Raw genomic sequence first — 18,544 nt, 5'->3', positions numbered from 1 at the left:
CCTGGACTTGTTCCAGGCGCGTTCAGCCCGACCCCCCGGGGCTGAACCCGACGGCCCCAGCCTCCTCCCCCCCCGGCTGGGGCCGTCCTCTATTTCCGGACTGTTTGTCCCACTTCATCACCCGGGTTTTATCCACAGGCCGCGTGTTATCCACATTCGCCCCGCACCCCCTTTCGGCCGTCTCGTCGCTGGGCGACGCTGACCTGCATGAAGTCATCGGCCGATACCGCACCCCGGGTGCTCGCCCTGCTCTCCGACCCTCGTCTGCGCGATGAGGTTCGCCGGATCGCGGCCGCCGCCGACCGGCCCCTGGACGAGCGCACCCCACCCGTCGCCCGGCACCCCTGGGCCGACGCTCCCGTAATAGTCCTGGACACTCCGGCCGCCCGTTGCTGCGTATCCGCCGACTCGGCCCGGCGACCCGGAATCATCCTGGTAACCGAGGGCGAGCCGGGTTTGCCGGACTGGCAAACCGCCACCGAAATCGGGGCCGAACAGGTCCTGTCGCTACCGGCCGCGGCCGACACCCTGATAGCCGCCTTCGCCGCCTCCGACCAGGCCGGATCGGGTGACGGTGCGGTGCTCGCCATAGCCGGTGCGGGCGGCGGAGCGGGTGCGTCGACCCTGGCCGCCGCAGTCGCCCTGGTCGCCGGTGGCGGTATCCGCCGCGGGCTGTCAGGCACCCGGTCGCCCGGGCCTGAACGCGCCCGGCGTGAGTCCTTCAGTCCGCGTGCGGTGCGGAGCGGGAGCCATCCGGATCACTCAGGATCGACGAATAGTGCTGCGGCCGAGGGTTTTCCCCGAGCGCGGTCGCAGGCTCCGGGGAGCCGCCCCGGTGCGGGTTCCGCGGCCGGAAGGAGCGACGAAGGGGCGGCAGCCGCGCGCGGAGTGCCTGCGGCGTGCGAGGGGCCTGCTGGATCACGGGGGGTATCCGCGGGGGAGCGCAGCCGCAAACACGCCCTGCTGGTGGACGCGGCCCCGTTCGGTGGCGGGATCGATCTACTGCTCGGGCTCGAGCGGGTCGCGGGTCTCCGCTGGCCGGATCTGGTGATCGAGGACGGGCGGGTATCCGCCGCGGCACTGCATGACGCGCTGCCCGGTATCGCCGGCACGGCGGTGCTGTCGTGTGGAAGAGGTTTGGCCGCAACGGAACTCGCGCCCGCAGCGGTTCGAGCCGTGGTCGAAGCGGGCCGTTCGGCCGGGGATCTGGTGGTCTGTGACCTCTCGGCCGAGCGCGGCCCGCATACGGATGAGATTCTCGACGCCGCCGATCTGGTGGTCCTGGTGGTGCCCGCTCGGCTGCGGGCCATTGCCGCCGCCGAATCCGTGGCGGGCTACCTCTCGCGGCGAAATCCACACGTGCGCTTACTGGTTCGTGGACCTTCGCCGGGCGGACTGCGCGGCCGGGAGATCTCCGAGACCTTGGCGCTGCCGTTGCTCGCCGCGCTGCCGCAGCAGCCGGGTCTGGCCGAGCGTCTCGAACGTGGAGGTCTCACCATCGCGCGGCGCGGCCCGCTGCGCACGTCGGCCGATCTCGTGCTCACGGAGTTGAGCCACGGTACGCCCTTGCGGGCCAGGAGGATTGGCTCCGCGATGGCCGGAGTGCGGTCATGAGTGCGCTGATGACGGCCGAACTGCTCGATCGGGTGCGGGAGCGCCTGGCCGAGGGTGCCTGTGCGCCGGAGCCGGCGCAGGTCGCGGCGGCCATTCGCGCCGAGGCGGGCGGGATGCTCGGGGATACGGATCTGCTTCGGGCGCTGCGGATTCTGCAGACCGAGATGACCGGGGCGGGGGTGCTCGAGCCGCTGCTGCACGATCCGGAGGTGGCCGATGTGCTGGTCACCGCACCGGATGCGGTGTGGGTGGACCGTGGTCGCGGTCTGCGCCGGTCTTCGGTGTGCTTTCCGGATGAGGCCGCCGTCCGTCGTCTGGCGCAGCGCCTGGCCCTGTCCGCCGGACGCCGACTCGACGACGCGCAGCCGTGGGTGGATGGCCGCCTCTCCGGAACCGAAGCGGCACTGGGTAATTCATTCGGTGTCCGCCTGCACGCGGTGCTGTCACCCATCGCGCACGGGGGCACCTGCCTTTCCCTGCGCGTGCTGCGTCCGGCCTCGCAGGGCCTGGATGCCCTCGCCGCGGCGGGCGCGGTGGCCCCGGAGGCGAAGATGCTGCTGGAGCGCATAATTCGCGCCCGGCTGGCCTTCCTGGTAGTCGGGGGAACCGGGGCGGGGAAGACTACTTTGCTGTCCGGCTTGCTCGCCAAGGTCGACCCGGCCGAGCGCATCATCTGTGTGGAGGATGCCGCCGAGCTGGCTCCGCCGCACCCCCATGTGGTGCGCCTGGTCGCCCGCCCCGCCAATGTCGAAGGTGCGGGCGAGGTGACGGTCCGCGACCTGGTTCGCCAGGCCCTGCGCATGCGCCCCGATCGGATCGTGGTCGGCGAAGTTCGCGGCGCGGAGGTCGTGGACCTGCTCACCGCGCTGAACACCGGCCATGACGGCGGCGCCGGTACCGTTCACGCCAATTCACCCCGCGAGGTCCCCGCCCGGCTGGAAGCCCTCGCCGCGCTGGGCGGTATGTCCCGAGATGCCCTGCACAGCCAACTGGCCGCCGCCATTCAGGTGGTCCTGCACGTCCACCGCCGCCCCGACGGCACCCGCACCCTCCGCGAAATCGCCCTGGTCACCCCGGTCTCCGGCCGAGTCGAGATGGTCCCCGCCTGGTCCGCCGCTGCCCACCCCGCCCCGGCCGCCACATCCCTGAACCACCTACTCGACGACCGCACCGCCCTATAGGCGGGTGGACGGACGGCTGGGTCCGGTTCGATCACGTTGTCGGCAGATCAATTCAGTTCCTCAACCGAAGGGAGCGATCGATGAACGCGGTGCCGAATGGGCCGGAGCAACGGCAGTCCGCCGTGCGGGCGGGACGTCCGCACAGCTGTGCGGATGCGCAGTGTGATGCGCGAGATCAACGTTGCGGCAAGTTGTTTCGGTGGCGGCATAGTCAGCCGCCGGGCCTACGAACGGGCTGGCGGAGTGGTTGCGGGGATCGGCACGCGGACCCGCCGACGCCACCCGAGGACGGTGAGCGATGACTTCGCTTGTCGGCCATATGACTTCGATTATCGGTTGCGTCGCGCTGGCGCTGCTGGTGGTTCCGGAGTCGGCCACACGGCGGCGCTTCGCTCGACTGTTCCGGCGCACCAGTCGGTTTCGCAGGCCGAGTAGGGCGGCCATGGTGCGGATCGCCGTGGTTTCGGCGCTGCCCTCGATGCTGCTGTTCGGTGTGGGGCCACTGGTCGCCGCGAGCTTGGTCGCGGGAACGCTGGCTCTGCGCCGGCGGCGGGCTCGATTCGAGCGCGTTCGTACCGTGCAGAGCGCCCAGCTGCTGGAGGGCTTGGAGACCGTTATCGGCGAGCTCCGGATCGGCGCGCATCCGAGCGCCGCCGCCGAGATCGCCGCGGCGGAGACCACCGGGCCGACGGCTCATGCCTTCGCGGTGAGCGCGGCCCGCAGCCGACTCGGTGGCTCCGGTGCGGAGGCGTTCCGCCGCACCGCGACCGCCATTCCGGAGGAGCTGTCGCGATTGGCGGAGGCGTGGCAGGTCGCGGATCGGCACGGTCTCGCACTGGCGGAGCTGCTCACCGCGACGCGACTGGACCTGCTGGGCCGCAGACGTTTCCGCGATCGGACCCGTGCCGCTCTGGCGGGTGCCCGCGCTACCGCCGCGGTGCTGGCACTACTTCCGCTGCTCGGTATCGCGCTGGGGCAGCTGATGGGCGCGGCCCCGCTACACGTCCTGTTCCTGTCCGCGGCCGGAGCCTGGCTGCTACCACTGGGGGCCGCGCTGACCTGTGCCGGACTGCTCTGGACGGATGCCATCACCGCGAGGGTCCTGCGGTGAACGCGCTGTCGTGGGTCGGTGTCCTCACCGCGTCGGCGCTGCTCCTGGAGCCCGGGCGGATCGCCGCCCGGCGGCGTCTGGCCCGCATGCGAAACGCTGCCGTGCAGGAGGTTTCACGAGTGCGGCTGGCGCGGAGGTCGGTCGATCCGCTCGCGACGGCCGCGACACTGGACCTGTTCGCGGCCGGCCTGCGGTCCGGGCTACCCGCGGCCACCGCCGCCGGTGCGGTCGCGCCGGGTGCGGGGGAGCCGCTGGGCTCGGCCCTGCGCCGGGTGGCGGATCTGCTTGCCCTGGGCGCGGATCCGGTGACGGCGTGGGAGCAGGCGACGGCCGGATGCGCGGACGACGCCGTGGCGGCGCTGGCCCGGATGGCGCGGCGCTCGGCGCGCTCCGGTGCCGGATTGGCCACGGCGGTGCGGGAATTGGCCGAGCAGCGGCGCGGTGCGGTCGAGGATGCCGCGGCGGCGCGGGCCGAGCGCGCCGGCGTGCTGATCGGCGGACCACTCGGACTGTGTTTCCTGCCCGCGTTCGTCTGCTTGGGGATCGTGCCGGTGGTGATCGGACTCGCGGGCCGCGTCCTGGGCGGAGGGCTGCTGTGAACGGAGTCGACTGTGCCGATGCGGAACAGCCGCATCGGATGAAGGAGAGGAGAGATCGTGCGCACTTCGATCAGGACCCTGGAGTGGAACCTGCGAAACCGCCTGCTGCTGGTCGCGGCCGCCGAAGACGGTATGAGCACAGCCGAATACGCGATCGGCACCATCGCCGCGGCCGCCTTCGGGGCCGTCCTGTACGGGGTGGTGACCGGCGACAGCATTGTGAACGCCCTGACCAAGATCATCGACAAGGCCTTGAAGACCTCGGTGAAGTGAGGCCGGTACGAAAGTCCTTCGCTCACAGCCTCGGTGCTGACGAGGGTATGGCGACCGTCGAAGCCGCCATCGCGCTGGCCGCGCTGGTCGCGGTGCTGGTGCTCTGTGTGAGCGCGCTGCTTGCGGTCTCGGCGCAGGTGCGGTGTGTGGACGCCGCGCGGGAGGCGGCGCGCCTGGCCGCCCGGGGTGAGGGTGCGAAGGCGGTCGCCGCCGGAGAGCGGGTCGCCCCGCCGCACGCGTCGATCCGGGTGCGTTCGGAGGGGGAGCTGGTGGTGGCGGTGGTGCGGGTGCGCGCCCCGCTGCTGCCGCTCACCCTGCACGCGGAGGCCGTGGCCGTCCTGGAGCCGGGAGAGAGGTCGTGATGCGGTCGCTCGGGCGCGGTGAGGACGGGGGAGTGACGGTGGTCGCAGGTGTGGCGTTGCTCGCTCTATTGACCCTCACCGTGCTGATGGCTCAGGTCGGCGTGGCGGTCGCGGTCCGGCATCGGGCACAGTCGGCGGCCGACCTGGCGGCGCTGGCGGGGGCGGCCGGTGTGGCGGGCGGGCGGCAATCCGCCTGCGCCGAGGCGGACAGGATCGGTAACCGAATGGGGGTGCGGATGATCGACTGCGCGGTGCTCGACTGGGATGTGACGGTCACCGTCGAAGCGCGAATGTCGCTCGGCCCGCTGGGTAGTCGATCGGTGCGCGCGATGGCACGCGCGGGGCCTATCGGGGATAGCGACTAATGGTGCACATCTCGTACTGAGCGGTTGGTTAGAGAATGGATGGCGCGGACCACACCGCGTGTCGATCAATGTTGATATTGGATCAAAGTGCTAGGCGAATAGAACGGGCATCGATCGCTTTCCAATTCATTTCCGAGCGTCATTCCAAAGAATGCACAGGTAAATGCGTGATCGACATTATCGAACGGAGCAACCCCTCAGTTAACAGGATCACATCCCTTTTTATTCGACCATGGGTTCCGTGTCGCGGGACGCGTCCCGAACGGCTCCCGGAGCCGCCCGATACCTTCCAGCGGCCTGTATCGAACCACTTGGTCGGATGGCGGTCCGGCCTCGCTCCGGCGACGGCGCGGTCACGAAACGATGTGGTCCCCGTCACCATCGCCGAGTTCGCTCAGCACCGCCGCCAACAGCCGCGCCGCCCCCGCCTTGTCCAGCGGATTATTGCCATTTCCGCACTTCGGGGACTGTACGCAGGACGGACAGCCGCTCGCGCAGCCACAGGATTCGATGGCACCCAGGGTCGCGCCCAGCCACTGCCGCAGCCGGGCGAACCCGCGCTCGGCGAAGCCCGCACCGCCGGGATGCCCGTCGTAGACGAAGACGGTGGGCAGCCCGGTATCGGGATGTTCGGCGGTCGACACCCCGCCGATATCCCACCGATCGCAGGTCGCGACCAGCGGCAGCATGCCGATGGCGGCGTGTTCGGCCGCGTGTAGCGCCCCCGGCACCCGTTTCGCATCTATTCCGGCCCTGGCCAGCAGCTCCGGTGTGACGGTATAGAACACGGCCCGGGTCGGCAGCAGCTGTGCGGGCAGGTCCAGCGGCACCATGTCCAGCACCTCGCCGCTGGGGAGTCGGCGCAGGTAGCCGATGACCTGGCGGGTCACCAGCACGCGCCCGAGGCCAATGGTCACGCCTCCGTGCTCATGTTCGTGCGTCACCTCCTCGATCTCGATGGAGGTCACCGCCCGCGCACTGGTCGACCAGCCTGGAGTATCGGCGCGCACCAGCGCCACGCCCTCCTTCAAATCCAGCTCATCGACCACGTAACTGTCGCCTTGATGCAGGTGAACGGCGCCTTCGTGCAGGGTGGCGGGTGCCCGCCCGGCATCGGTGGTGCCCAGCATGCGCCCGCTCTCGGCATCCACCACCGCGATGGCCGCGCCGATGCCGCCGCGCACGTCGACGGCATCGTGCGGATGTGAATCGGCGGTGGTGAACCAGCGCGCGGACCCATCCCGTCCGGCACCCGGCCGCCGCCGTATCAAACCCTGTTTCGCCAGGTCGGACAGCAGTTCCCAAGCCTGGTACGCGAGCACTTCGGCATCGGTGAGCGGCTGTTCCATGGCCGCGCAGAGCAGATGCGGGCCCAAGATATAGGGATTGTGCGGATCGGTGATGGTGGCCTCGACCGGTCGCCCGAGCAGCGCCTCCGGATGATGGACGAGATAGGTGTCCAGGGGGTCGTCACGGGCGATGAGCAGCACCAATGACCCCTGGGTGCGCCGCCCGGCCCGCCCGGCCTGCTGCCAGAACGAGGCCACCGTGCCCGGATAACCCGCCACCACGACCGCATCCAGCCCGGCGATGTCCACGCCCAGCTCCAGGGCATTGGTGGTGGCCGCACCCAGCAGCGATCCCTCCGACAGCGCGGTCTCCAGAGCCCGTCGATCCTCGGCCAGATAGCCCGCTCTATATGCGGCGATCCGGCTCGGCAGCGTGGCATCCACATCGGCGAGCAGCCGCCGGGTATCCATGGCGACGGCCTCGGCCCCGACCCGCGACCGCACGAAGGTGAGCGTGCGCGCCCCCTCGGCCACCAGATCCGCCATCACCTTGGCGGCCTCGGCCCCGGCCGAACGGCGTACCGCCGCACCATTTTCCCCGGTCACGCCCGCCCCGAGTAGCGGCGGCTCCCACAGCGCCACGGTCCGCGACCCCTGCGGCGACCCGTCCTCGGTGACCGCGACACAGGGTGCGCCGATCAATCGAGAGGCCGCCTCGGCCGGTTCCGCGGTGGTGGCGGAGCAGAGTACGAAGACCGGATTCGCGCCGTACCGTTCTGCGAGTCGCCGGAGTCGCCGCAGCACCAGCGCCACATGCGAGCCGAAAACCCCACGATAGGTATGGCATTCGTCGACCACGACGTACCGCAACTGCCGCAGTAGTCGTGCCCAGCGCTGATGTGAGCGCAGCATGCCGACGTGCAGCATGTCCGGATTGGTGAAGACCCAGCGGGCGTTGGATCGCACCCACTGCCGGATCTCCATCGGCGTATCGCCGTCGTAGGGCGCCGGATGAATCCCTCGAAGTGGGTCCTGACCGGTGAGTTCATTGATCATGCGGAGCTGATCGGCCCCCAGCGCCTTGGTCGGCGAGAGATAGAGGGCGGTCGCGCGCGGATCCCGCTGCAGTGCTGTGAGCACCGGCAATTGATAGGCGAGTGACTTCCCGGAGGCCGTCCCGGTCGAAACCACCACGTGCTGCCCCTGTGCGGCCAGGTCGGCGGCGTGAATCTGATGGCTCCAGGGCTCCTCGACGCCCGTGGCACGCACCGCGGCTATCACGTCGGGGGAGGTCCATTCGGGCCATTTCGTGACCTGAGCCGCACGTGACGGTAGCTCCGCGATATGGGTGAGACGTGGGTCACCGGTCCCGGCCCCGGTAAGGACACGATTCAGCAACGATCGACCATAGCTCGGGTTGTCGCCGCCGCCCGCACGGTCCGCGGCGTCCGCCGGATTCATGCTCGCGGGGCCTTCTTCGGCGAGGGGGGTGCGAAAGGTGTGTATCTCTGCTCCTCTACCTGCCATTTCACTACAGAGTAGCGTCCCGTGTCACAGGGGGTTTGCCGGATGCTCGCTCTGTTATCCGGAAGCAAACCTACTTCGAGTACGGATTTGGGCATTATGCCCCTCACCTGCGCATTCGCAAGATCAACTTTTTTGCAAATTGTGGGTAACTCAGCTGTTGAATTGCCCGAAGACATGGTTCACTGGTTCCTGGTCGCAAGCTTCTGTGTTCGAGGGAACGGATCCAAAGTCCAAACCATCAAGCAGGATCGATGTTGCGAACGGTGTACTGAGGCTTTCCTGCAGGGGGAACAGAGTACAGCGGTCTCAACGGACCCGGTGGACGAACCTACTTGTCTACCGTTCCGGTATGGAAAGAGAAGGAACAGAATGGCACAGGGAACTGTGAAGTGGTTCAACGCGGAGAAGGGGTTCGGCTTCATCGCGCCCGAGGACGGCTCCGCTGACGTCTTCGTCCACTACTCCGAGATCCAGGGTTCGGGCTTCCGTACTCTCGAGGAGAACCAGAAGGTCGAGTTCGAGGTCGGCCAGGGCACCAAGGGCCCGCAGGCCACCGGTGTTCGCGCGCTCGGCTGAGCGGGCCAACCCCACAATCCCGTCCCCCACCGCCATCGGCGGTGGGGGACGACCCATATCTGGACCCACTACACTCGATCACAACCCGGGGCCATATCGTCGCTGCGACCGAGGCTGAGCCTCTGAACACGGTATAAACGTTGCTGGCAGCGATAATCAGTAGTCGCAGCCGCTTGCCCCAGCCGCGTAATGCGCGCACAGCTAGCGCCGCGCGGATCGACAGGAAAGGTGTGTTCGCCGGTGGCAACACGAGACCGCGGTGCATCGCCGAACTCCAAGGCAGCGCCCGACCAGGGCCGCCCCCTGCGTCGTCTCGTGATCGTCGAGTCGCCGACCAAGGCCCGCAAAATCGCTCCCTACCTGGGGCGCGGCTATGTCGTGGAGGCCTCGGTGGGTCATATTCGCGACCTGCCGAGAGGCGCGGCGGATGTTCCGGCCAAATACAAGGGCATGCAGTGGGCGCGCCTGGGTGTCGATGTCGACAATGACTTCGAGGCCATCTATGTGGTCAGCCCGGATAAGAAGGCCAAGGTCGCGGAGCTCAAGAGCCTGCTGGCCGACGCCGACGAGCTCTATCTCGCCACCGACCCCGACCGCGAGGGCGAGGCCATCGCGTGGCATCTGCTCGAGACTCTGAAGCCCAAGGTGCCGGTCCGGCGCATGGTTTTCCATGAGATCACCGAGCCCGCCATCCTCGCGGCGGCCGCCGACACGCGCGAGCTCGACAAGGATTTGGTCGACGCGCAGGAGACCCGGCGCATTCTCGACCGGTTGTACGGATACGAAGTCTCGCCGGTGCTGTGGAAGAAGGTCATGCCGCGGTTGTCGGCGGGCCGCGTGCAGTCGGTGGCGACGCGCGTCATCGTGCAGCGTGAGCGGGAGCGCATGGCGTTCCGCTCGGCCGAGTACTGGGATATCGCGGCCAAGCTGGACGCGGGCGATCAGGGTGAGGGTAATCCGCGGGTCTTCGGTTCGCGTCTGGTGACCGTCGACGGTGCGCGGGTGGCGACCGGTCGTGACTTCGGCTCCGACGGTCAGCTGAAGTCGTCCGGTGTGACGGTGATCGATGCCGGTTACGCGCAGCGGTTGGCGGAGTCACTGCACGGGGTTGATCTGACGGTCACCTCGGTGGAGTCGAAGCCGTATACGCGAAAGCCGTACGCGCCGTTCATGACCTCGACGCTGCAGCAGGAGGCGGCGCGCAAGCTGCGCTTCACCTCCGAGCGCACCATGCGGGTGGCGCAGCGGCTGTACGAAAACGGCTACATCACCTATATGCGTACCGACTCGACCACGTTGTCGGACACCGCGATTCAGGCCGCGCGGGCGCAGGCGACGCAGCTGTACGGCGCGGAGTATGTGAGCCCGACGCCGCGGCAGTACACCCGCAAGGTGAAGAACGCGCAGGAGGCACACGAGGCGATCCGCCCCTCCGGTGATGTGTTCATCACGCCCGGGCAGATCCATTCGCGGGTCGACAATGACGAATTCCGGCTCTACGAGCTGATCTGGCAGCGCACGGTGGCCTCGCAGATGCAGGACGCGCGCGGTACCACCATGACGGTGCGCATCACCGGTGTGGCGAATACCGGTGAGGAGTGCGTGTTCTCCTCGTCCGGTCGCACGATCACGTTCGCGGGCTTCCTCAAGGCGTATGTGGAGAGCGTCGACGAGGAGGCGGGCGGCCAGTCCGATGACGCCGAATCGCGACTGCCCGCGCTGACCGAGGGTCAGGGCGTGACGGCGGTGGAGCTGCTGCCCGATGGGCACACCACCAATCCGCCCGCGCGTTTCACCGAAGCCTCGCTGATCAAGACCCTGGAAGAGCTCGGCATCGGGCGGCCTTCCACCTACGCGTCGATCATCAAGACGATTCTCGATCGCGGCTATGTGTACAAGCGCGGTAGCGCGCTGGTGCCGTCGTGGGTGGCGTTCGCGGTGGTCGGGTTGTTGGAGTCGCACTTCGGGCGGCTGGTGGACTTCGACTTCACCGCGGCCATGGAGGACGATCTCGACGCCATCGCCGGTGGGCGCGAGCAGCGCGGAAACTGGTTGTCCTCCTTCTACTTCGGTGGCGATCACGGCGCCGAGGGTTCGGTGGCCCGTGAGGGCGGCCTGAAGAAGATGGTCGGCGAGCGACTCGACGGAATCGATGCGCGCGAGGTCAATTCGATCAAACTCTTCGCCGATGAAGAGGGTCGAGATGTGGTGGTGCGGGTCGGCAAGTTCGGGCCGTACCTGGAGCGCATGATCGTCAATCCCGATGACCCGGAAGGGGATTCGATCTCGCAGCGGGCGAACCTGCCCGATGATCTGCCGCCGGACGAGCTGACCCCGGAGGTCGCCGAGAAGCTGTTCTCGACACCGCAGGAGGGCCGCTCACTCGGTGTGGATCCCGAGAGTGGGCACGAAATCGTCGCCAAGGAAGGACGTTTCGGTCCGTACGTGACCGAGGTGCTGCCCGCGCCGCCGGAGGACGCCGAGCCCAAGAAGGGCGCGAAGAAGGCGGAAGCGCCCAAGCCGCGCACCGGTTCGCTGTTCAAATCCATGGATTTGGAGAGCATTACGCTCGATGACGCGCTCAAGCTGCTGTCGCTGCCGCGCGTGGTCGGTGTGGATCCCGAATCGAATGCGGAGATCACCGCGCAGAACGGGCGCTACGGGCCGTATCTGAAGAAGGGCACCGATTCCCGGTCGCTGACGGGTGAGGATCAGATCTTCACCGTCACGCTGGAGGAGGCGCTCAAGATCTACGCCGAGCCCAAGCGGCGCGGTGGACAGTCCGCGAGTGCGCCGCCGCTGCGTGAGCTGGGTGTGGATCCGGTGTCGGAGAAGCCGATGGTGATCAAGGACGGCCGGTTCGGACCGTATGTCACCGATGGTGAGACCAATGCCAGTCTGCGCAAGGGCGATGAGGTGGAGTCCATCACCGATGCGCGCGCCTCGGAGCTGCTGGCGGATCGGCGGGCGCGCGGGCCGGTGAAGAAGGCGGCCAAGAAGACCGCGGCGAAGAAGGCTCCGGCCAAGAAGGCGGCGGCGAAGAAGACCGCCGCGAAGAAGGCGGTCGCCTCCAAGACGACGGTGGTCAAGAAGGCGGCGGCGAAGAAGGCCGCGGCCAAGACCGCCGACGGGGTGACCACCAAGAAGGCTGCGGCTGCCAAGAAAGCTGCCGCGTCCAAGTCCTGATCAACGCCCCGATCAGCTGTTTCCTGTCGGTGCCCTGACGTAGCGTGTGATTCGAACACGCACCGGCGGAAGGGCATTCGATGACAGTCGACCACGAGCGCGAAGAGTTGATCACCGTACTGGCGAGTCAGCGCGAGCTGTTCCGAATCACCCTGCGGGGTATCGAGGATGATCAGGCGCGGCAGCGCAGTACGGTCAGTGAACTGACGCTCGGCGGTCTGCTGCACCACATCATCAATACCGAGCGGCATTGGACGACGATTCTGGTCGAGCGGGACCCGAACTCCGAATTCGATGTCTCCGGAATGGATTCCGAGTATCGGATGGATCCGGACGAGACCGTCGCGGGTCTGCTCGCCGAGTGGGAGGCGGTCGCCGAGCAGACCGCCAAGGTGATTCGGGAACTACCCAATCTGGAGGATTCGGTGCCGACGCCGACCGCGCCGTGGGCGCCCGAGCGGCAGTGGCTGACGGTGCGGTACATCGTGCTGCACATTCTGCGCGAGATCTCGCAGCACTCCGGGCACGCGGACATCATTCGCGAGGCGCTCGACGGTGCGAACACCACGTACCAGCGTGCGGTCTGAACCGGTTCACACCTGTGGCAACGTGTGAACCGAAGGCGCGCAACAGGATCGGGTCAGCCGTTGGACGGGACCGGGACCCTTTCGTACACGGAGAGGACCGCGTTCACATAGCGGTAGAACGCCGGAGTCCAGTGGGATCGGTTGCGCGTCCAGTCGAGGTCCAGGTTTCCGCCGTCGAAAAAAGCCCTGCGTTGGGCTGTAGTCAGCTCCAGTTGCACTCCTTCTCCGCGCTTGTTGAGATTGGCGATATTGCGCGGAGAGTCGCCGTCGATGCGTTCGGGAGCGTCCTCGACGACGAACCCGGCGTGTTTCAGGGCCGTTCCCACCTGCGCCGAGATGTCGTTGTCGCCACCGCCGAGATAGGTGATCGGAGTATTGCCCTCCTTCCCGTGCCAGGACACGGTGTAGTAGCTGTTGCCGACGATGCGCCGGGCGTTGGGCTCGTCGAAGTGGGTGGCGGTAATGTGCAGCGCGGTGTTGTTCTCGGATTTGATGGCTTGAAACGTATAGCCGGTGGTGTGTGACTTCTCCGCTGCGTAGAGCGCGAGCGGCGAGGTGCCGGCTTCGATCCTGCCGCCGTGAATTGCTATGTGCGCGATGGCCGGATCGGAGCTCGCGGGTTCGTACCTGGTGATGAGATAGTCGACTCCTTCGCGCTGAGCGGCTCGCAATTGGGCGTAGTTGTCATAGACATCGGCCGAGGCCGTGCCGGTGCCGGCGGCCAGGCAAAGGGCTACAGCGACCAAGGTCATGAGGCGTTTCACGATCGTGATGGTAAGTGCCTCCCTGCGATGGGAATATCGGATTCGCACCGGGTCGAATCCGATCTGTCGGTGGCGGCGATTAGGGTGTACTCCCGTGGCGGGTGTCTTCGATCGGCTGGTGGGACAGGATGCGGTCGAGTCCGAGCTGCGGGTCGCGGCCGAGGCGGCGCGGGGCGGGGCGGTCGTTTCGGCATCGGCCATGACGCATTCGTGGCTGTTCACCGGTCCGCCCGGTTCGGGTCGCTCGGTGGCGGCGCTGTGTTTCGCGGCGGCGCTGCAGTGCACCGATCCGGGTGCGGTGGGGTGCGGGAGGTGCCACGCCTGCACCACCACGATGGCGGGGACGCATGGCGATGTGCGGCGTGTGGTGCCGGAGGGTTTGAGTATCGGCACCAAGGAGATGCGCGAGATCGTGCAGGTGGCTTCGCGGCGGCCGAGTACCGGACGCTGGCAGGTCGTGGTGGTCGAGGATGCCGATCGCCTGACCGAGGCCGCCGGAAACGTCCTGCTCAAGGTGGTGGAGGAACCACCCGCCCGCACCGTCTTCCTGCTCTGCGCCCCTTCGGTGGATCCGGAGGATATCTCGATCACGCTGCGCTCGCGCTGTCGTCACGTGCATTTGGCGACGCCGTCGGTCGATTCGATCGCCAAGGTGCTGCGCGACCGTGACGGTCTCGCGCCCGAACAGGCCGATTGGGCCGCCTCGGTCAGCGGCGGTCATGTCGGTCGCGCCCGCCGACTGGCCACCGACGATGAGGCCCGCACTCGCCGTAAGCGGGCCCTGGCCCTGGTGGCGGCGACCGCCCGCCCCGGCGTCGCCTACACCGCCGCCGACGAATTGGTGAAGTCCGCCGACGATGAGGCCAAGCAGGTCAGCGCGACCCGCGATGAGAAGGAGCGCGACGCCCTGGCGACCGCGCTCGGCGCGGGCGGCACCGGTAAGGGCGCGGCCTCGGCCACCCGTGGTTCGGCGGGCGCGCTCAAGGATCTGGAGAAGCGCCAGAAATCCCGCGCCACCCGTACCGGCCGCGACGCTCTCGATCGCGCCCTCATCGATGTGGCCGGGCTCTACCGCGATGCTCTCGCCGTCCGCTTCGGCGCCGCGAATGCCACCGCGAAAACCGGTGTCACCCTTACCCATCCGGATATGGCCGACCAGATCCGCGAACTCGCGACCGATATCCGCCCCGAGGGCCTGCTGCTCTCCATCCAGGCGGTCCTGGACTGCCGCGCCGCCCTGGACACCAATGTGAAGCCCCGCTTCGCGGTGGCCGCCATGGTCGCGGGCCTGATAGCAGCCCGTTCCACGTGAGCCGCACCACCGATTTTCGCGATCCGCCCCTCAACAGATAGACTCGCCTCGCCGGAAGGCACGCCGCCTTAGCTCAGTCGGTAGAGCGCTTCACTCGTAATGAAAAGGTCGGGGGTTCGATTCCCCCAGGCGGCTCCAAACAACCAGGTGGAGAGCATCTCACGCTCTCCACCTTTGTCGTTTCGGGGTACGAATCCCACCTATGTCCCAACAAATTCAATCGTCGCTTACGGCTCGGTGCAGCGCATCGGCTGCTGTGGGGTGGACTCGGCCGCGGGCCATATAGCGCCGCTGGGTCATCGACGGGTCGGCGTGGCCGAGGACGTCGGCGGTGATTCGGGCCGACAGGCCGGCGTCGTCCAGGATGGTGGCGACGGCGCCGCGGAAGCTGTGGGCGGTGATGTCCTCGGGGATGCCGAGCGCATCGCGCACGCGCTGCCACTGGTGTTGGACATTGCCCGGGTCACGGAGCGTCCAGTTCTCGGATGGGAAGACCAGGTCGTACTCTGGCGTCTTGGTCGGCGGGTGGGTTCGCTTTCGCGACTCCAGCATGGCCTTCCGATTTTTCAGCATCACGATGGTGAAGTCCGGCAAAGCAATTCGGCCTTTGCGGTTCTTCGGGTCGTTCTCGATCTCTTGACGGACCAGTCCAATTCCGGTGATCCTCACCACTTTTCCGCTCGTCCGCAGGGTTTTGCCTTCGAGGTCGATATCGGACCACAAAAGAGCGAGGATCTGACTCCGGCGCAGGCCGGTGCCAGAGAGCAGGGTGACCCAGTCGGTGAGATCCGCGGCTTCGCAGAATTCGGCGACGGTCGGCGGGGTGTAGGACTTGATCGGCTTCGCGCGCTCGAGCTCCTGCTTCATGAGCTTGCGTGGGCACGGGAGGATCGATGTTCGGACCGCGGTGACAATAAACCGGAGCTCGGCGACGGTGATATCGCGGGCACCGCCGGTCCGGCCTTTGGGCTCGAGGTTCTCGGGCAGCTCGACTTCTCGGACGGGGTTCACGGTGAGCGGCGTCTTCCGGACCGCGTACTTGAACATGCCCGACAACACAGACCTGGCGGTGTCCATTGACCCCGGACCCTGGGTCTGTCCGACCTCAACCAGAAACTTCTCTGCCGCGGCGGTGCTGACCTCGTACAGACGGAGCGACCCGAACGCCTTGTTGAAGGCGGCGGCGACATCGTCATAGCGTTCGAGGGTGTTGGCAGCGCGTTCCAGCGCGACCAAGTGGTTGCGGTAGAGCTCCCACAGCTTGCGGACCGTGATCGAGTCGGTCAACTCGCCCTGGACTGCGATACGGATCTCGCGGGCAGCGGCCAGCACGGCATCGGAAGCACGAGAGCCGTTGCGGTCGGGTATTTTTCGACCGAGCGAATCCAACTTCAGCGGGGACACCCGGGTGATATCGCGCCGCTTTCCAGAACCATCGCGGACCAGCACGCGCGCTGCGAAGTGGCCGGGCGCGAGCTCAGTGAGCATTACAGCGCCCGGCACTCCGATCGGCCGCGGCGGCCGGCCCCGCGGCACGACTACCGGCCTTCTCGGAGATCGAGCTGGGCGTCGATTGCGGCATCCAGTTCGTCTAGATCCCACAGCAGGTTCTTGCCGACCCGGCGCGGCATCGGCAGCCACGGATGTTCCGCACGCTGGCGGTGCCAGCGGCGCAACACTTCTGGGTGCCGGCGGATATGCGCCGCCGCGTCCTTGGTGTTGACCCAGCGGCGGACCTGTACGGGGCCGCTGTCGACGGGGGTGCTCACGGTTTCTCCTCTTTCGAATCAGTCAGTAGCGCAGATGCTTTGGGTTTGCTGACGTTGTCGGGTTCATCTGTCGCGGTGATGAGGCGCAGCGGCGTCGCACCGTCGCCTTCGGTGTCGCTGCTGTCGCCCTGCGCGACGATGCGGGCGACGGTCGAGTGATGCAGACCGAACGCCGCGCCGACCTCACGAGTGGAGGGCACGCTCCGGTACATGGCACGAATGCGGTTGTCGCGGTCCAGATCTGGGTTGGCGTCGCATAAGGTCGCATCCATGTCGGGTGTCGGACTATCGGTGTCGCCTTCGGTGTCGCCTGTGTCCGGTGCGACGTCGCAGATGTGGGTAACGGTGTCGCCCCTGGCGATGCTCATCAATTGGGCGGGAAATGTCTTGTGCCCATTGCTCTTCCCGACTTCTTGCGATATGGCGTTCTCGGGCTGTGGAGTGGATTCGGACAGTAACGCGAATCCGCAGATAACCATGAAGCCGTCGATAGCGAGCGGCCCGACGTGTGCTCCGACCGCGTCATAGCCCCAGGACAGCAGGACGTGATAGACGTGCCCGTAGCTGATAACCGCGGACCCCAGGGCGACGGTACCGATGCCGATGTAGCGAGCCAGCTTCCACCAGATACCGGGTAGCCATCGCACTCGCAGCAGGACTTCGACCGAGAGCATGAGTACCAACGGCCACACAGCGGAGCCGAGTTGCGGTGCGACACTGGGGTGTTCACCCGTCGCATGGCTGTCGCGGGGCAGCCAGGTGTAGAGCCAATTCGCCAGTACCGACAGGACTGCGCCGAATCCGAAGCCGAGCCAGGCGACCGCCCGGCCGCTCGTCGGGTGCGGCCTGCCGTGCACGCGGTGTCGCATACCGCGACGGGCAGGCGACACCGGCGACGCCTCGGCGACGGTGATGTCGAATCGGTCGGCCGTTATGTCGCGGGGGAGATCCGCGAACGCGTGATGGTGCGCGCGGCTGTCGCCGTCCGCGCTGGGGTGGCCAGCCTCGGCGCCGGTCTGAAGGTCCGTCTCTGTCGGATTCTGTGTGTTGCCGGATGCGTTGCGGTGCGCAGCGTCGTTGCCACGCACCGCGTTCGCACCGGCGTCGTTGCCGGCCACCTGTCACTCCTGCCGGTTGGTGACCGTGCGGTCGTGCGTGGCGAGAGCGGCAGTGAGGTCTCGTGCTATGGCGCGGGCCTCGTGGACGCTGATCGACAACCGGACGAATCCGCCAGCACTCCAGGCGATTTCGATCACCGGCTGCAGCAGCTGTTCGCCGTTGCCGTTGGTCATTGCCGGGTGGTACTCGACTTCGACGGTGGAGGACTCGTAGGGCAGCAAGCCCGTGTGGATGTAAGGCATTAGTGAAGCTCCTCAATGGTGAAGCTGGCAGGCACGTTCAGGTAGTTGCGCAGTCGTGCGCAGGTCGCCCAGAGCCGGACGGTCGGGGTGGATACGCATAGGTCGTCGGCGATCCGCGACCAGCGGCGGCCCTGGGTGCGGACCGAGAGCACGTGGGTGCCCATCTGGCAGGGTTCGAGGCGCGCGATCAGCTTGGTGAGCGTCATGGCTACGCCGTTCCCTGAGGTCCGGCCCCATACCCGACGGGGGTGTAGACGGCGGTGTACAGCTTGGCCTTGGTGTTGTCGGGGTCGCTTCCGCTGTAGGTGACCGACAGCGTGTCACCGACAGCGAATTCGGCGCCTGCCTTGTCCAGGGCACGGCCGATGGCCTGCTCCATCCGCAGGGACGGGTAGAGGTTCCGCAGTCCGGCGGAGGTGTCGATGGTGATGATCAGCTGCAGGGTCGGGTTGCCGTGCTCGTCGAGTTCGACCTCGCCGGGGCCGCCGTCGAATTTGAGTTTGGGCTGTTCGCCGATGTAGGTAATGCGCCCGTAGACGGTGGTGTTCGGTGCGGCGTTGCGGCCGAACGCGCTCGGCGGGCGCGTGCTGGTCTCGGCGGTAGCGGCTCGCTTGAACCGCTGCCCGTAGTCGGTGTTGGTCATGGTGTGTTTCTCCTTCTTTGTGGTG

General features: G+C 67.4%; 19 protein-coding genes and 1 tRNA gene. 12 read left to right on the top strand and 8 right to left on the bottom strand.

The features are described 5' to 3' along the window. Nucleotides 1-207: 207 nt before the first annotated feature. From ssd to OHB26_RS09630, 7 genes are all read left to right on the top strand, one after another. Nucleotides 208-1,614 (top strand): septum site-determining protein Ssd, encoded by a 1,407-nt coding sequence (gene ssd / locus OHB26_RS09660; RefSeq protein WP_330183855.1) that lies wholly within the window; start codon nt 208-210, stop codon nt 1,612-1,614. After that, entirely contained in the window at nt 1,611-2,795 is a 1,185-nt protein-coding gene (locus tag OHB26_RS09655) for a TadA family conjugal transfer-associated ATPase (protein WP_330183854.1), read from the top strand. Before ssd ends, OHB26_RS09655 begins: the two co-directional genes overlap by 4 nt. Before the next feature lie 298 nt (nt 2,796-3,093). Next, nucleotides 3,094-3,906, top strand: coding sequence for a type II secretion system F family protein (locus OHB26_RS09650; protein ID WP_330183853.1), 813 nt, complete (start codon nt 3,094-3,096; stop codon nt 3,904-3,906). 5 nt (nt 3,907-3,911) lie between these two features. Next, nucleotides 3,912-4,505, top strand: a complete 594-nt coding sequence (locus tag OHB26_RS09645; protein ID WP_330185559.1) for a type II secretion system F family protein — start codon at nt 3,912-3,914, stop codon at nt 4,503-4,505. 57 nt (nt 4,506-4,562) lie between these two features. Continuing rightward, nucleotides 4,563-4,778, top strand: a complete 216-nt coding sequence (locus OHB26_RS09640; protein ID WP_442942887.1) for a DUF4244 domain-containing protein — start codon at nt 4,563-4,565, stop codon at nt 4,776-4,778. A 47-nt stretch (nt 4,779-4,825) separates the two neighbouring features. Beyond that, complete coding sequence (locus OHB26_RS09635; protein ID WP_330183852.1) at nt 4,826-5,140, top strand: TadE family type IV pilus minor pilin; 315 nt, start codon at nt 4,826-4,828, stop codon at nt 5,138-5,140. 32 nt (nt 5,141-5,172) lie between these two features. Next, nucleotides 5,173-5,505: an Rv3654c family TadE-like protein gene (locus OHB26_RS09630; protein ID WP_330183851.1), complete on the top strand. Its 333-nt coding sequence runs from the start codon at nt 5,173-5,175 to the stop codon at nt 5,503-5,505. Between the two features lie 353 nt (nt 5,506-5,858). Here OHB26_RS09630 and OHB26_RS09625 read toward each other — a convergent pair whose 3' ends face one another. Further along, nucleotides 5,859-8,255, bottom strand: coding sequence for a DEAD/DEAH box helicase (locus OHB26_RS09625; protein WP_330183850.1), 2,397 nt, complete (start codon nt 8,253-8,255; stop codon nt 5,859-5,861). Between the two features lie 435 nt (nt 8,256-8,690). On the opposite strand from OHB26_RS09625, the gene OHB26_RS09620 reads away from it, so the two are divergent. The 3 genes from OHB26_RS09620 to OHB26_RS09610 all read left to right on the top strand — a co-directional run bounded on the left by OHB26_RS09620 (nt 8,691) and on the right by OHB26_RS09610 (nt 12,670). Then, complete coding sequence (locus tag OHB26_RS09620; protein WP_067573509.1) at nt 8,691-8,897, top strand: cold-shock protein; 207 nt, start codon at nt 8,691-8,693, stop codon at nt 8,895-8,897. Between the two features lie 315 nt (nt 8,898-9,212). Continuing rightward, a complete protein-coding gene (topA, locus tag OHB26_RS09615; protein WP_330185557.1) occupies nt 9,213-12,083 on the top strand; it encodes a type I DNA topoisomerase in 2,871 nt (956 codons plus the stop codon). An 80-nt stretch (nt 12,084-12,163) separates the two neighbouring features. Beyond that, nucleotides 12,164-12,670, top strand: a complete 507-nt coding sequence (locus OHB26_RS09610) for a DinB family protein (protein ID WP_330183849.1) — start codon at nt 12,164-12,166, stop codon at nt 12,668-12,670. Nucleotides 12,671-12,723: 53 nt separating this feature from the next. Here OHB26_RS09610 and OHB26_RS09605 read toward each other — a convergent pair whose 3' ends face one another. Next, nucleotides 12,724-13,434 (bottom strand): poly-gamma-glutamate hydrolase family protein, encoded by a 711-nt coding sequence (locus tag OHB26_RS09605; protein WP_330183848.1) that lies wholly within the window; start codon nt 13,432-13,434, stop codon nt 12,724-12,726. A gap of 94 nt (nt 13,435-13,528) precedes the next feature. On the opposite strand from OHB26_RS09605, the gene OHB26_RS09600 reads away from it, so the two are divergent. Beyond that, on the top strand, nt 13,529-14,746 hold the full coding sequence (locus tag OHB26_RS09600) for a DNA polymerase III subunit delta' (protein ID WP_330183847.1): 1,218 nt from the start codon (nt 13,529-13,531) through the stop codon (nt 14,744-14,746). A 62-nt stretch (nt 14,747-14,808) separates the two neighbouring features. Next, nucleotides 14,809-14,884: transfer RNA gene (locus tag OHB26_RS09595), tRNA-Thr, on the top strand. A gap of 78 nt (nt 14,885-14,962) precedes the next feature. Here the strand turns inward: OHB26_RS09595 and OHB26_RS09590 are convergent. Genes OHB26_RS09590 through OHB26_RS09565 form a run of 6 tightly spaced genes read right to left on the bottom strand, consistent with a single transcriptional unit; the run spans nt 14,963 to nt 18,519 of the window. Beyond that, a complete protein-coding gene (locus OHB26_RS09590; RefSeq protein ID WP_330185556.1) occupies nt 14,963-16,234 on the bottom strand; it encodes a site-specific integrase in 1,272 nt (423 codons plus the stop codon). A 50-nt stretch (nt 16,235-16,284) separates the two neighbouring features. Then, nucleotides 16,285-16,515 (bottom strand): hypothetical protein, encoded by a 231-nt coding sequence (locus OHB26_RS09585; RefSeq protein WP_330183846.1) that lies wholly within the window; start codon nt 16,513-16,515, stop codon nt 16,285-16,287. Then, the gene (locus OHB26_RS09580; protein ID WP_330183845.1) at nt 16,512-17,633 is read right to left on the bottom strand and encodes a hypothetical protein; all 1,122 of its coding nucleotides are present in this window, start codon (nt 17,631-17,633) and stop codon (nt 16,512-16,514) included. The genes OHB26_RS09585 and OHB26_RS09580 overlap by 4 nt, the downstream gene beginning before the upstream one ends. A gap of 3 nt (nt 17,634-17,636) precedes the next feature. After that, nucleotides 17,637-17,876 carry a hypothetical protein gene (locus OHB26_RS09575; protein WP_330183844.1) on the bottom strand — a complete coding sequence of 80 codons (240 nt, stop codon included), beginning with the start codon at nt 17,874-17,876 and terminating at the stop codon, nt 17,637-17,639. Next, nucleotides 17,876-18,082 (bottom strand): hypothetical protein, encoded by a 207-nt coding sequence (locus OHB26_RS09570; RefSeq protein WP_330183843.1) that lies wholly within the window; start codon nt 18,080-18,082, stop codon nt 17,876-17,878. The genes OHB26_RS09575 and OHB26_RS09570 overlap by 1 nt, the downstream gene beginning before the upstream one ends. Nucleotides 18,083-18,084: 2 nt before the next feature. Then, a complete protein-coding gene (locus tag OHB26_RS09565) occupies nt 18,085-18,519 on the bottom strand; it encodes a hypothetical protein (RefSeq protein WP_330183842.1) in 435 nt (144 codons plus the stop codon). Between the last annotated feature and the right edge of the window lie 25 nt (nt 18,520-18,544).

The sequence above is a fragment of the Nocardia sp. NBC_01503 genome (assembly GCF_036327755.1).
Lineage (GTDB): Bacteria > Actinomycetota > Actinomycetes > Mycobacteriales > Mycobacteriaceae > Nocardia.
This window is presented reverse-complemented; position numbering and strand designations above follow the sequence as displayed.